This is a genomic window from Tepidibacter hydrothermalis (genome assembly GCF_029542625.1).
GTDB lineage: Bacteria > Bacillota > Clostridia > Peptostreptococcales > Peptostreptococcaceae > Tepidibacter_A > Tepidibacter_A hydrothermalis.
On the sequence record NZ_CP120733.1, the window covers coordinates 2,038,086 to 2,053,462 of the forward strand.

At 27.5% G+C, this 15,377-nt stretch carries 13 protein-coding genes and 1 other RNA gene; 2 read left to right on the forward strand and 12 right to left on the reverse strand.

The features are described 5' to 3' along the window. Positions 1–14: 14 nt before the first annotated feature. Both P4S50_RS09425 and P4S50_RS09430 read right to left on the reverse strand, forming a co-directional pair. Positions 15–1,904: an endonuclease MutS2 gene (locus P4S50_RS09425; protein ID WP_277734619.1), complete on the reverse strand. Its 1,890-nt coding sequence runs from the start codon at positions 1,902–1,904 to the stop codon at positions 15–17. A 225-nt stretch (positions 1,905–2,129) separates the two neighbouring features. Then, positions 2,130–2,540 carry a hypothetical protein gene (locus tag P4S50_RS09430; RefSeq protein WP_277734621.1) on the reverse strand — a complete coding sequence of 137 codons (411 nt, stop codon included), beginning with the start codon at positions 2,538–2,540 and terminating at the stop codon, positions 2,130–2,132. A 206-nt stretch (positions 2,541–2,746) separates the two neighbouring features. On the opposite strand from P4S50_RS09430, the gene P4S50_RS09435 reads away from it, so the two are divergent. Next, positions 2,747–3,373 carry a peroxiredoxin gene (locus P4S50_RS09435; protein ID WP_465245006.1) on the forward strand — a complete coding sequence of 209 codons (627 nt, stop codon included), beginning with the start codon at positions 2,747–2,749 and terminating at the stop codon, positions 3,371–3,373. Between the two features lie 72 nt (positions 3,374–3,445). On the opposite strand, the gene P4S50_RS09440 is transcribed toward P4S50_RS09435, so the two are convergent. From P4S50_RS09440 to tlp, 3 genes are all read right to left on the reverse strand, one after another. Continuing rightward, positions 3,446–5,536, reverse strand: a complete 2,091-nt coding sequence (locus P4S50_RS09440; RefSeq protein WP_277734623.1) for an MASE3 domain-containing sensor histidine kinase — start codon at positions 5,534–5,536, stop codon at positions 3,446–3,448. A 233-nt stretch (positions 5,537–5,769) separates the two neighbouring features. Beyond that, positions 5,770–7,473, reverse strand: coding sequence for a hydroxylamine reductase (gene hcp, locus P4S50_RS09445; RefSeq protein ID WP_277734624.1), 1,704 nt, complete (start codon positions 7,471–7,473; stop codon positions 5,770–5,772). Positions 7,474–7,767: 294 nt separating this feature from the next. Continuing rightward, entirely contained in the window at positions 7,768–7,995 is a 228-nt protein-coding gene (gene tlp / locus P4S50_RS09450; protein ID WP_277734625.1) for a small acid-soluble spore protein Tlp, read from the reverse strand. Positions 7,996–8,456: 461 nt separating this feature from the next. Here tlp and P4S50_RS09455 point away from each other — a divergent pair, with 461 nt between their 5' ends. Further along, a complete protein-coding gene (locus tag P4S50_RS09455) occupies positions 8,457–8,840 on the forward strand; it encodes a hypothetical protein (RefSeq protein ID WP_277734626.1) in 384 nt (127 codons plus the stop codon). Between the two features lie 104 nt (positions 8,841–8,944). Here P4S50_RS09455 and P4S50_RS09460 read toward each other — a convergent pair whose 3' ends face one another. The 7 genes from P4S50_RS09460 to ssrA form a co-directional block, all read right to left on the reverse strand. Further along, a complete protein-coding gene (locus P4S50_RS09460) occupies positions 8,945–9,451 on the reverse strand; it encodes a hypothetical protein (protein WP_277734627.1) in 507 nt (168 codons plus the stop codon). 20 nt (positions 9,452–9,471) lie between these two features. Further along, positions 9,472–9,699, reverse strand: coding sequence for a hypothetical protein (locus P4S50_RS09465; RefSeq protein WP_277734628.1), 228 nt, complete (start codon positions 9,697–9,699; stop codon positions 9,472–9,474). A 2-nt stretch (positions 9,700–9,701) separates the two neighbouring features. Next, on the reverse strand, positions 9,702–11,114 hold the full coding sequence (locus P4S50_RS09470; RefSeq protein WP_277734629.1) for a sodium:solute symporter family protein: 1,413 nt from the start codon (positions 11,112–11,114) through the stop codon (positions 9,702–9,704). A gap of 86 nt (positions 11,115–11,200) precedes the next feature. Then, complete coding sequence (locus P4S50_RS09475) at positions 11,201–12,478, reverse strand: MFS transporter (RefSeq protein WP_277734630.1); 1,278 nt, start codon at positions 12,476–12,478, stop codon at positions 11,201–11,203. Between the two features lie 48 nt (positions 12,479–12,526). Beyond that, on the reverse strand, positions 12,527–13,681 hold the full coding sequence (locus P4S50_RS09480) for a trans-sulfuration enzyme family protein (protein ID WP_277734631.1): 1,155 nt from the start codon (positions 13,679–13,681) through the stop codon (positions 12,527–12,529). Between the two features lie 233 nt (positions 13,682–13,914). Then, entirely contained in the window at positions 13,915–14,772 is an 858-nt protein-coding gene (locus P4S50_RS09485; RefSeq protein ID WP_277734632.1) for a MerR family transcriptional regulator, read from the reverse strand. Between the two features lie 229 nt (positions 14,773–15,001). Then, positions 15,002–15,351, reverse strand: a transfer-messenger RNA (tmRNA) gene (gene ssrA, locus P4S50_RS09490). Positions 15,352–15,377: the final 26 nt, after the last annotated feature.

Here is a 15,377-nt window from a genome sequence, read left to right on the forward strand (position 1 = left end):
ATTAAATTATATATCTATTTCTTCAAAATCATTTTTAAAGCTTTTTTAGATCCTCTTTTAATATCCTTCTCCAATTTTCTTTCTTTATAGCTTGTAAACAAAGTATCCATATCATATCCTTCTGGATACAATTCTTCAGCTTTTAGATTAGGCTTTATTCTTTTAATATTTACTTCTATAAATTTTTCATTATATAACACTTGTACATTATTAAATTTATCAACTGTTTTATAAATTATTCCAAAGTCATCTTTATCTAATAACTTAACTCTATCCCCTACATTATATATAATAGTCTCGCTTAATGAATCCTTTATATCTGTTTCTTCAAAAGAAGACCTCTTACTTTTTTTAACTATATCTAAATTATAATTTTTATCGTTTATATACTCTTTAGCTCTTTTTAGTACTTTATCTTTTATGCCCATTTTTTTAGATATAAAGAGTGCATTACTATCTTCAGATGTTCCTATAGTTAATTCATATAGAGGTTCTAAAGTGTTTTTATCAAACATCATGCCTGCATTTTGAAATTCAGGATGAAGTGATGCAAATTTTTTAATTTCACCATAATGAGTAGATGCTATTGTTATACACCCTGTTTTATAAAATTCTTCAAGGATAGAAACTGCAAGCCCGGCTCCTTCATTTGGTTCTGTTCCACTCCCAATCTCATCACATAAAACCAAAGTCGAATTGTTTGATGAGTTCATTATTTGTGCAATATTTTTTATATGTGAAGAAAATGTGCTAAGAGCATTTTCTATACTTTGATTATCTCCTATATCAACAAATATTTTTTCAAATACACTCATTTGAGTGTCTTCCCTTGCACATATATCAAATCCACACTGAACCATTAATGTCAAAAGTCCTACCGTTTTCAACGCAACTGTTTTTCCTCCAGCATTAGGTCCTGTTATTATCAAGCTTCTATAATTTTGTCCTATTTCCAGATTAAGAGGTACTACATCTCCTTTTAAAAGAGGATGTTTTCCATCAATTATTTTTGTATAGCCTTTGTCATTTACCTTAGGAGTAATCCCATTTGTATTTTGACTATATTTAGCTTTAGCGAATACCATATCATATTCTGCTATTATCTCAATATTTAATTTTATCTGTGTTATTTTTTCAAATATAAGTTCTGTTAGATAAGACAGTATCTTATATTCTTCTATAGATTCTTGTGATTTTAAACTTATAAGTTCTAGGCTTAGCTTAGACACACTATTTGGTTCTATAAAAACAGTATTTCCTTTTGATGATGTATCTAATGCTATTCCATTAACATCATTTTTATATGATGATTTTATAGGTATAACATATCTATCATCTCTTTTACTTATTATAAATTCTTGAATATATTTTTTATTTGCTGATGATGTTAAGAATTTATTTAATTTTTCTTGTATTTTATTTTCTTTTAATAATATATCTTTTCTTATTTTTTTAAGTTCTTTACTAGATTGCGAATCTACTTTATTTGCTTTTATACAATATATTATTTCAGTCTCTATATTTTCACATTCAGTTATATTTAAAGCATATGAACTTAGTGTTGGTGAATAAAACTCTTTATCTACCATAAAACGCTTTATTTTTTTACACCCTCTACAAAAATCTTCCATTTGCGTCAGTTCTTCTGGATGTAATACCATTCCTTTTTCAACCTTATCTATAATTGAATTTACATTAGATACGCCATCTAAAGGTATATGATTGCTAGATTCTATTATACTCCTAGCTTCTTTATTTTCATTTAATCTTCTTTTTACTATATCAATATTTCCACTAGGATATAAGTTATCTAAAAGATCTTTTCCAAGTGAAGTTTGGCAATGCGTTTTTATTATCTCTTTTAACTCTTTTAACTGTAATTTTTCAAATGTATCTTTATTCATTTATATTGCTCCTTTATTTATTAGTCTTTTATACTAATCGACTTAATAAATAAGGAGTTATTTTTAGCGTTAAACTCCTTATTTATTAAGTTTAACTACCAGCTCACTATAATTATATTTTTTCATAAAACATGTCTCCTTTAGTATTTTTATTGTTCAATATATTATTTCATATATCTTGCATTTATTCAACCTAACATATTTCAACAATTAATATATTAATTGTTAATCGATAACTAAAACAGTATGATATTCATTATAAGTTTCCTCTAGGTAATAATTAAGCATTGTTATCGCTTCACTCTCATTTAACTCATCCAATTGATTAAGTATACTAATATACTTATACTTACCATCTAAATAACAAATAGATAGTATTAAATCATATCTATCTTCTATTACAACTCCATACTTTGTAAAAATATCTTCTTCAGGATAATCATCTTCTCTATATTCAGAAAACGTATGAACAGCCTCTCTTATAAATATATTAGAAAACACAGAATTATTTATATTTGAATTAACAGGATCCATAATAGAATTTTCTATTAAATCATATAGATAACAATTTCTATGTACAAATGATTGTCCTTTCTTTATATCAACTTTTAAATTTAAAAATTCTTCTATATTCATAAATTACCTCCATTATTTTTATTAGTAGCCTCTTATTTTAACTATATATTTTAAAATTTTTAACACATTAAATCATACTATTTTTACATATTTAAATCAATAAATAGTTGGATTGTAGCAAAGGAATACCAGGTTAATATACTAATACCGAGGAGGTATTGTAAATGTACAATCCATATTTTCATTTAATGAATCAGAAAAGATATATGAAATCAATCAAAAAAAATCGTGTATCTTCTACACGTGATAAAAAATATGTTAACTACAATAAAGGCTTTAACTTAGGTGATCCAGCACCTGAATTCACTTTAAAGGGTATAGTTGATGGAGAACCTAAAGATGTTTCTTTATCAGATTACAGAGGTAAATGGGTAGTAGTATTTTTTTATGGATCAAACTTCACATTTGTTTGACCTACTGAACTTGCAGCAGTTGCTGATGTATATGATCAATTCAAGAACTTAAATACAGAAGTACTAGCTATTAGTACAGATAGTATATATTCTCATAAAATTTTCATGCAAGAATCTCCTTCTGCTCAAAAGATAGACTATCCTTTATTATCTGATAGAACACAAGTTGTATCTGAAGCATATGGAGTTTTAAATGAAAAAGAAGGTTTTGCATATAGAGGTGCTTTTATAATAGATCCAGATGGAAATATTCAAGCATATCTGGTCAATCCACAGGTTGTTGGAAGAAATATATATGAGATTTTAAGAATTATACAAGGACTTCAGTACAATGAAAAAACAGGAATGGGATTACCAGCTAACTGGAAACCTGGTGAAGAAGGTATTCCTATCGGATGGGATTATGTAGGAAAATATTAATTTAAAAAGGCCATAGATAATTATCTATGGCCTTTTTATACATTTGATTATATAATCTAAAGAACAATAGAATTATGAATATATATCCGAAAACTCAATATTAATTTTTTCTACTTTACTTTTATCACTAGATATTTTATCTGATACAATAGGTTCTTGTTCTATTTCTATATTAGTAGGTATTTCAATAATAAATTCACTGCCTTCTCCATATTTACTATTTAAATATATCTGTCCTTCATGCTCTTCTACTATTGATTTTACCAGTGAAAGTCCTATTCCACTTCCTTCTTTCTCCCTGTTTAACAAGGGCTGTACTTGTCTAAACCTCTCAAATATTGTTTTTTGTTCCTCTTGGGGAATACCTACCCCCGTATCTTTTACAGATATATGTACAACCTCATTTTCATCATATATATTTACAAATATACTTCCACCTTCATTTGTAAATTTAATAGAATTAGAAAGTAGATTAAGAATGATTCTCTCAATTTTATCAGCATCACACTTAATAATTTTTTCTTCTATATCTGTATCAAATATTATATCTATGTCTTTACTTTTTATGTATTCTACTACGGACATAGTTATATCTTCAACAACTTGAATAATATTGTGATTTTCAAAATTCATTTTTAAAAATCCAGCATCTATTTTTGTTATATCTATTAGATTATTAATAAGCCTAAGAAGTCTGTAGCAATTTTGCTTCATCATAGGAGAATATTTTTTATAATATTCATTTTGTTGGTCTTTATTATCGTCAGAAACCTTATCTATTAGCTGTATACTTCCTAATAAAATGTTCAAAGGAGTTTTAAGCTCATGTGATATATTCGAAAAAAATTCTGTTTTTAGCCTCTCATATTTCAATTTTTCCATAAGAATATTTTGTTTTTCCTTTTCTCTTTCCTTTCTCTGAGAAATGTCTCTTATGATTGTTAAAAACGCACTTTTTCCTTTATAGGTTATTGCATTCATTGACATTTCAACATCAATCAATTCTCCATTACTTTTAACTATTTTTTCTTCAAATGTTGGAGGAGTAATATGTAATTTTTCAACTGTATTAAGCATATCTAGAACAGTTTTTTTATAATCTTCTTTAACAAATTCTGTTATATTTTTGCCCATTATATTTTTAGAATCATCTTCCCCAAGTATTTTTATTGTGGCTTCATTGACAAACACGACTCTCCCTTTTTGATGAATAAATATTCCATCCGGACACAGTTTTACAAGCTTTTTGTAACTTTCTTCACTTTCTGAAAGTCTTTTAACTCCCTTTGCAATTTTATATTTTAAAAATAGAGTATTTATTATTAAAAAAATAATTATAAAAATGCTTGCTATTAAAACATAGTTTTTCACTTCGTCTTTCGTAAGATATATAGTTATATATTCCCACTTAGATTTCACATCTTCTATTTCATCAACTGATATTTTTTTTATTCCATCATTTATAAAAGTTAATAATTCCTTTTCTCCTTTTTTAACTCCAACTCTTAGAGGACGCGTATATATTGTCTGTAAAAGTTCAAAATCCTTTAATTCAGTATAATACAAGGATATTTTTCTAATATTATTATGAGAATCTACACAAACAGCTTTTACTTCCCCTTTATCTACAGCTTTCATTACCTCTTTAATATTTTCATATACCAACAATTTCACATTAGGATAATTCTTTTCTAGATAACGTGTAGCATAGTTCTTTTTTGTAACACCAATTCCTAAATTTTTAATATCATTAATATTGAGAGCATGTACATCTTTTTCTACATATATTCCTGTCATAATATCCATAATAGGATTTCCAAAATCTATATATTCTGACCTATTACGTCTATAAAATAATCCTAAATGGATACTTTCTTCTCCACTTTTTATAAGTTCTAATGAATTTGACCAAGATGTTGGACTTCCAAACTCTACTTCAACATTATTAGCCTTTCCCCATGCTTTCCAAAAATCAATTAATATACCTTTAAGATTTCCTTGTGAATCTAAATAACTAAAAGGTTTCCATCCACTTACAACTGTTATTTTTATTTTCTTAGGATTTCTATCTAGTTGTTCTGTGTTAGTAATTAAGGTAAAGCTAATCAATATTATTATTATAAATATACATCTTTTTAATATCTTTTTTATTTGTATTTTCATAGAGGTCTTGGTTCCTTCCAAAAATTTTTGATTATATATTAACATTATACAACATTTTTCGACATTTTATAACACTCGCACTTAAGTTAATGTATTAATTTACACTTAGATTCATTACCTCAAATAAAAAAAGCTCAACTATACGATTATTTAAATTTAAATAATCGTATAGCTGAGCTAAAATTATATAATAATTCTCTATCACAAATTAAATTTACTCATATTTTATAAAATTAATTCTCCATAAACATTTTTATATCATCTTCTACATTTGTAATTCCACCTATTCCAAAATTGTCTACTAATACTTTAGCAACATTTGGTGATAAAAATGCTGGTAATGTTGGACCTAAGTGAATGTTCTTAACCCCTAAGTGTAGTAATGATAATAATACTATTACTGCCTTTTGCTCATACCAAGCAATATTATAAGATATAGGTAATTCATTAACATCATCTAATCCAAATACTTCTTTAAGTTTTAAAGCAATAACTACTAATGAATATGAATCATTACATTGTCCTGCATCTAGTACTCTTGGAATTCCACCAATATCACCTAAATCTAATTTATTATATTTATACTTTGCACAACCAGCAGTTAAAATCACTGTATCATTTGGTATAGCCTTAGCAAAATCTGTGTAGTAATTTCTTGATTTTGCTCTACCATCACAACCAGCCATTACAAAGAATCTCTTTATAGCACCAGTTTTAACAGCATCAACAACTTTATCAGCAAGAGCTAGCACTTGATTATGAGCGAACCCTCCAACTATTTCTCCTTTTTCTATTTCAATTGGAGCTTTACACTTTTTAGCCATTTCAATTATTTGTGAGAAATCTTTTTTTCCATCTTTATTTGCTTCTATATGTTTACATCCTGGTACACCTGAAGCACCTGTTGTAAATAATCTATTCTTGTATGAATCCTTTGGAGGAACTACGCAATTTGTAGTCATTAGTATCGGTCCATTAAATTTATCAAATTCCTCTCCTTGTTTCCACCATGCATTCCCATAGTTTCCTGCAAAATGAGAATATTTTTTAAATTCCGGATAATACTGTCCTGCAAGCATTTCACTATGAGTATAAACATCTACTCCTGTTCCTTTTGTTTGCTCCAATAGTAATTCTAAATCTTTTAAATCATGACCTGAAATTAGTATACCTGGATTTTTTCTAACTCCAATATCAACTTTTGTTATTTCAGGATGTCCATAAGTTCCTGTATTGGCTTGATCTAATAAAGCCATTCCATCAACACCGTATTTTCCCGCTTCCATGGCAAGTGCTACTAAATCATCTGATGTTAAGCTGTCATCAAGTGTTGCTGCTAAAGCTTTAGCCATAAATCCATGAACCTCTTCATTATTATATCCTAAGTTCATAGCGTGTTTCATATATGCTGATAAACCTTTTAATCCATAAATTATAAGCTCTCTTAAACTTCTTATATCTTCATTTTCTGTTGATAATACCCCAACTTTTTCCGCTTTTTTATCAAAATCTGTGTTTGTACTACCTGACCACTCAGCAGCATCAGGTATTATAACTTCCTGTGATTCCATTCCTAATAACTTCTTAAAGAATCCACCAGTAATTTTTATTTCACCTACTTGGCCTCCAGCTTTAGTAACTTTACCTTTTAATTCTTCTCTTAATCTTAAAGTTTCCCTTACTCTGTCTAAAATCACATTTCTATCAAAGTTAGCATTTGTTATTGTTGTAAATAAGTTTTCCGTTATATACTTATCTACTTTAGAATCAATAACTCCAACCTTTCTTCCTTCATTACTTACTATTGCTAATCCTTTAGTTACATAAACTAATAAATCTTGAGCATTAGCCACATCTTCAGTTTTACCACATACACCTCTTACAGTGCAACCCTTGCACCCTGCTGCCTCTTGACATTGATAACAAAACATACCCATTGTATTTCCTCCTCATTATTTCTGTTTTTTTATATAAACATTTGAAATAAATTTCTTATTTTGTGTTTCTACAAAATAAAGTTTACTATATTAGTCTAGTTTATTCCGTAACATAAGTTACTAATCAAAAAAATACCTAAATTCTATTAGGTATTAAAAAACAATAACTATTTTGAGGTGTAAATAGTATAGATGTATGTATTTTTTTCAATCTTTAATTTCTTTCTTAGCTAACTAAAAAAAGTACCACTTTTTAGTGATACTTTTTATTTTAGTAAAGTCTTTCCGTAAACTCTATTTATATCCGTTTTGTTTATCTATTGCCTCTTCTTTAATTTCATTTCTCATACCAGTAAGAGCTTCTTCTCTTCTATCATTTTTTGCTTCTAATGCTTTTTTCATTTTATCATCAGATGTTTCTTCAATCATATCTTCAGCCATACGGAAGTTTTGTATAGTTTTGTCAATATTATATTGAATTCTATCTACATTATCTCTTCTGTCATCTTTATTATGTTTCATAGTTTTTCTCTCCTTTATTTAATTTATATTTTATGTGCAATTTATTATATACAAACACCTTTTGTTTTATTATGTCTATAACTATATTTATTATTCAACAAAATAATCTAATATATTTTCTTTCATATTGATTTTTATACGCATTGAGTTCATATAAAAAACAATAGATTATTTATAAAATCTATTACCTTTATTATCATTATATATAGTGTATAAAAGTATTTATTTTAGTTTAGATAATAATATACTTACTTAATATAATTATTTATTTAATATTTTTTGATAATAAATTAACATTAATTATTTAAGTTTATTTTTTGTTAAAACTTGTATTCAACTATTAATACCCTTTAAAAGTACGAAAAAACAATTAATTCAATCTATAAACTTAACTAAAATATGTGTTTATTTTCCATTTTTTGTGGTATAATTGATAATACATTAACGAAAGGGGTGGTTTTATGAATATATTATTTGAAAAGCAAGAACATAAAAATAATAAAGAAAAGAAAAAAATGATGTATTTCATAGTCGAAGATAATACAACAGGAGACTTAAGAGCTGAAAAAAGAAATTTTATTAATATGCAATCTAAATATAATCCTGATGGTTGGACTTACGAAGATATAGCTGGTCCAAACGAAAAGATTATAATCGAAACTATATATAAATCAGAAATAGATGAAAAATTAAAAAAACTTCGTCCAACACCTCTTGGATTTAAAGTAGATAAACATATAAAAGTAAGTCTTGAAAAAATTGCAAAAGAGCAAAATCTTTCTCTTATAGAAGTTACAACTATGGCTTTAAATGAATTTATAGAAAAAAATAATCAATTATTATAAAAATACGTATATATAATTTGAAGATAAATATATTAAAAAGGGCTAGTTTTTATAAAAAAGACTAGCCCTAAATACAATCAACTCACCATTTTTTTATTTCAAATCTAAAAACCTCTATTTATTGAAAATCCATCAGCTTCAATTGGTAAATATTTTACTTTTTTATTTTCTTGTACTTTATCAAAAAATACTACCCAGTATGGTCTAAATATACTTTCTATTTTTGATATTTTTATTTCTGGTATCCCACCCATAAACCTATGACTTATTCTCATAGCCATTTTGATAGCTTTTAAACGAATCATTTTATCATCTTTATCACAGCATTGAATACTATTTTCATCTATAATTTCTATCTGTTCTGCTACAGGCATATCTTGAACCAAACTACCTGAACCTGTCGATCCATTAATTAAAATTTTTATATTATTATGCTTATTTTTGTTTTTTATTTCTAAATTAATTAATTTAAATTCTATATAATGAATTCTAACCTCTTCAACTTTTTTATTTAATAAAAATAACTTTCTTAATATAGACCCTTTTCCTTGTGTTGCTATTTCTATGGCCTCTTCTCTTAACATTTTTATGGGTAATGCGTAAATTTCCAAATTTTCACCTACTCTTATGTTTACTTTTTTATCATTTTAAATATTCTATATAAGTAATCAAAAAATATTAAAGTAACAGCAATCATTACTCCATATGGTATTATCTTTCCTATTATCAAATCACTTTTACTAACTAGTCCATAAAATATAAATCCTGTTACTAAAAAATATAATATTACTAAAAAACCATCTATTCCGATCCATTTTATTTCTAAATCTCTCTTCACCTTAGATACTAATTTTGACATAATTAATTCTCCTTTATAGTAACAGCTTCATTGTTTGTATTCAAATCTTTTCCTATTTTATTTCCTATAAACCAAGCAATAAATGACACTGGTATAGCTATAACAAGCGGCTCAAGTTCAAATTCTTTAAGAGGAAACATTTTAAAATATCCAAAAGTAAATCCTCCTCCAAGCATTCCTAACAATCCCCCAAGTTCAGTTCTTCTTCCATTTCCTAAAAGAGCTCCTACTATTGGTACAAATGCAGACCCCATCCATATACTTCCTACAAATAAGCACGCATCATATACATTTTCAAATTTAAATGCAACACTCAATCCCATAGTTGCAGCTACTACAACTCCTATTCTAGTAAATGTAACTAATTGTTTTTGTGTTGATTCTTTTTTAGTTATTCTTCCATATATATCATTAGCTAATGTTGCTCCTGCTGCAAGATAATAACTATCTAATGTAGAAATTATAGATCCTAATATACCTATTATGAATAATACTCTTATTCCTTTAGGTAAACTACTTAGTACTAAAGTTATATAACCTGCTGCAGGTGGCATATCAGGATATGTGGCTCTTACTATTAACCCTGTCATAACAAGAACTATATCAAAACATATCCATAAAGAAAAACATGTTAATAATGCTCGTCTTCCTACTTTAGGAGAATTAGCTGCTGAAAATCTTTGATAAAATGTAGGGTCTGAGTATGCTCCAAAAGAATATACTATAAGCATTAAAGCCTTCATCATAGACATTCCTTTTGTAGGATGCATAAGTTGTGGAGTATCTTTAAGCGCCTCTGTAAGACCTACAAATCCTCCAATTTTTTCAAATTGTTGTGGCATAATCATCGTCAATCCAAATACCATACAAAAGAACAATATCATATCAGTAACAGCTACTCCCATAAATCCACCTAGTACAGTTAATATTACTACAATTGATACCAGTATCAATCCTATAGTCTGCTTGTCTATACCCCATGCTACTTCACCTATAATTCCCATGGCAGTTATCTCACCTAATTGAGCACAATATATGAACATTAATACTGCACCCAATAGAGCTACATGTTTACCATAAAAACTTTCTAATAAATCTGGTACCGTTATATCTGTTCTTATATGTATCTTTGGTCCTACCCATAAAGCAAGTGGCATTCTTCCTATATGTGCAGCTATAGACCATACTGCCCATGCTGAAATACCATATATAGCTGCATACTCTACACTACCTACTGTTCCAACTCCACCATACCACGATGCAACCAAAGTTCCTACTATTAAAGACCAAGGTAAACTACGATTTCCTAAATAATAACTTTCCATATCTTTTACGTTTTTTGAAAAATAATATCCTATCCCTACGAATATAAGCGCACATATTATTATTAATCCATTTTCCCACAATGTAAGCATATTATGTCCTCCGATTTATATTTATAAACCACAATAACTCTACCCATTTTATATTTTTAATGAGTAGAGTCTTTGTATTTATATTGTTATACTAACTGTTCTTTTTTTGTTATTTTATTTGATTCTTGTTCTAATTTTTCTTTTTGATTTAATTTATTTAATGTAAAAGTAGCAAATATACCTATTAAAGCACATATTAATGAAAATATGAAGATATATGTATATCCAGTTTGTCCATAAGTATCTAACCAATTACCAGCAAGAGTATAATAGAATGCATCTGGTGAAAATCCTATAAGTGAAGCAAAACCTACTACTGCTCCTGTCTTTTCTAATGGTATATTTGATTCCGAAACAGAAGCAAAATATATTCCTCTAAATCCAAATAATATAGTGCTTAGTATTATCATATTTATAACAGCTATCCATAAGAAGCTTCCATTCTTAGGTATTACTAAATATGCTCCTGTACTTACTGCCATTAATATAAACCCTATAAACATTACTTTTATAGGAGATCCAACCTTATCACTTATTATCCCTGCAGCAGGAGATGCTCCCATCTTTATAACATATGTTCTTACTATAGATAACGAAGTAACTAATGTCATAGGCATTAAATAAACTTCTGATAAATATGGACTTAAATATGTCAAACTTGAGAATACTAAATAAGTTGAAAATACTATAAGACCTATTAACCATGCCTTTGGCATTTTTATTATATCTATAATTGATTTAAGGCTCAAATCCCCACCCGAAGATTCTTCTTCTGATTTATCTTCTTTTATTAACATAAATAATAATATACCACATATTATAGAAGCTATTGAATATAACCAAACAACATACTTAAATCCTACAGTTATTTCAGTAAATTTTCCAAATAAATATAATCCTACAAATGATACTAATGTACCTGAAATTCCTGATAATCCTTCATAAAATCCAAATATTCTTCCTTGTTCAGATTCACTTCCCTGCATTCTAACAACCTTTATTGAAGCAGCAAAGAAAGTTAATATTGTTGTTGCTCCCCATGCTACAAATATTAACAATAGCATACTATATGGTGGAAATGTAGAAAAATAAAATCCTATTAATCCGGACGATATCAATGAAAATGATATTAATTTTTTGATTGAAAATTTATCCGCAATAATTCCTCCTACAAAATATGCAAGCATACCTACCATTCCATATAAGCTCAGTAAATTTCCTATTTGAGTATGACTCAACCCTAATGCTTGTTGCATAGGATCATAAAATGATGATTTCATATATGGTAAACTATACATTGCTGTAGTTCCAAATGCTAATATGAATATTATTAAATATCTTTTAAATTTATTATTCTTATCCATTTCTTTACCTCCACATATTATATCTATACACTACTTTTAGTTTATAGCTTATTTTAATTTGTCCATTGCTTGTTTAAGATCATTTATTATATCTGTTGATGATTCTAATCCTATAGCTATTCTTATAAGATTTTCACCATTCATTTGAACTAAAGTGTGTTCTTCTCCTAAACTAGTAGCTATTGTGCATAATTGCAATGAATTTATTAATATTCTACTAGCCTCATCTCTACTCAATCCATTTATTCCATCTTTTAATTTGAAAGATAATACTCCCCCACCTAGTCCGTTCATTTGTGTTTTACACAATTCATGTTGAGGATGAGATTTTAATCCTGGATATTTTACTTCTTCTATATATTCTTCTTCATTTAAAAATTCTGCTACTGCTAAAGCATTTTCACAGTGTTTTTTCATTCTCATATCTAAAGTTTTTATTCCCCTTAATATCATCCACGCATTCATAGGTGGTAATGAAGCACCTGTAAAACAAGGTAGGCTTGGCCATTTAACTAAATCTATTAGTTCTTTTGATCCTATTGCAGCTCCACCTAATGTATCGCCATGGCCATTGATGAATTTAGTTAAACTATGAATTACTATATCTGCTCCTAAAGTTATTGGTTTTTGTATTATAGGTGTAGCAAAAGTACTATCTACTATAAGTAAACTTTTATTTTCATGAGCTATTTGTGCAATAGTTTCTATATCAACTAGGTCCAACGATGGATTTAAAGGACTTTCTATATATACTAATTTTGTATTTGTTTTTAAAGCATCTTTTATATTGCACGGATTTGTAGCATCTACAAATGTAACTTCAACCCCAAATTTTAATAATAATTCACTCATAAATAATTTAGTGTGAGAAAATATTCCATCGGAACTTACTATATGATCTCCACTTTTTACTAAAGCTAATATCGTTGACGTTATAGCTCCCATTCCAGAAGCACTTACGATAGCGTTTTCCCCATCTTCAAGCATAGCAAGCTTTAATTCTAATTCATTTAAATTTGGATTACATTCTCTAGTGTAAACATATCCAAAATCTCTACATAATTGTTCAAAGTGTTCAACTGTTTGAGCTGCAAATGTAGCAGTTTGATATATTGGTGTTGCAAGAGCTCCTGTTGATTTATCACTAGTGTGACCCCAATGAATTATTTTAGTTTCTAAGTCGTGATTTAAATTATTATTCATCTTACGCATCCTCCTGAATATTAAATGATTTATATATTTTAGTTCTTTCCATTTCTTTCACATTTCCAATTATAAAGTCTCCAGTAACTAGAGAGTCAATATCTTTTTTTGGAATTTTATCATAATTTTAATTATTATGCTTAAAATTATATTTTTTTGTCTTTTATTCATTTGTCTAAACTCTAAGAATATTATTATTTTCTACAAAAAAAATACCGCTAAATTCGGTATTTTTAAACTAAGCATCTTAAATCTATTTCTCTTTTTTTTACTAAAACTTGTATTTCTGTAATAAGTTCATCTTTATTATTTGTAGATAATGGATCAATTATAGGTATTTCATACATATAATCTTCTACTTGTATTCGTTTATATTCTATATAGTCTATTAGTTGCTTGAAATACTTGTAGTTTTCACAATAGGATCCTTTATATTTTATACATATAAAGTCTCCAGTAGGAATAGTTTTAATAGATTTTTGATTTTCCTTATTAAATAAATCTCTTTCTATTGTTACAAAACTATTTTCATAAATAACTTTTTGATTTGATTTAACTTTTTCCATAGATACTAATCCGCCTACACCACCATAAAACACCGATACATTTTCTTCCAATATATTAGCTATTTTTCTTCGAGAAAGCTCCATCTTTTCTTCTATACTGAAACCATCTTCATATTCCATAGATAAAATACTTCTTCTTGGTATATGTTTTTTGAATATTTTTCCTATATCATCTACTTTTAGTCCTGTTTCTATTGTTTCTTTTTTTGTATTCAGAACTTTTTTAATTAATTCTAATTCCTTAATTTTAGAATCTACTACATCAATTTTGTTATTTAATAGTTTTAATATTTCTTCATTGTTTTCCTCTAGTTTATCTTTGATTTCTTTCAATGGCATACCCAAATACTTCAAATATTTTACAACATCTAATTTAGAAAATTGTTCTATTGAATAGTATCTATAATTACTTTTTTTATCTACATAAATGGGTTTAAATAAACCAATCTCATCATAATATCTAAGAGTCTGTATACTTATTTTATGAAGTTTTGACATTTCTCCTATTGAAAAATACTTGCTCATATTTAATCTCCCTAATAATGTATATTTATATATACCCTCTATGAGGTTATATAATTACCTTAATAATTATACTATATTTAGTGTATAGGAAGAAGAAATTTTAAATATTTAAAAAGTTATAGTATGCAATAATGTATAATGCTCATTTATGTATTTATTGAAGTTTTACTAAATCTACAAAAAATAATAAAACCATACTAGATTTCTCTAATACGGTAGTTAATTTAATTGGTGGAGACGAGGGGAGTTGAACCCCTGTCCGAAAGTTTTTTCCCTAAAGCTTCTACGAGTGTAGCTGTTAATTTTTATATCATCTTTTTCAACGCCTAACAGCAGACTTAAAAAAAGACTAGTCTTAATTATTCTATCTTTAGTCAAGACATCCTAAAAACAGTTCCCCGCTTCAATGGCGTTCTACTTAAGATTGCGGGTAATCTTAGTAGAACGAGCAGCATTAATTAAGCTGCTAGTGCGTAATTATCGTTTGCGTTTATATTTAAGTACTGATTTTTACGTGAATCAGTAAAACACGACTCGCTACTTTAAGTTCCAAACCCCCGTCGAGACCATTACGCCCCCGAGGTTATTATTTTTATAATTTAAAA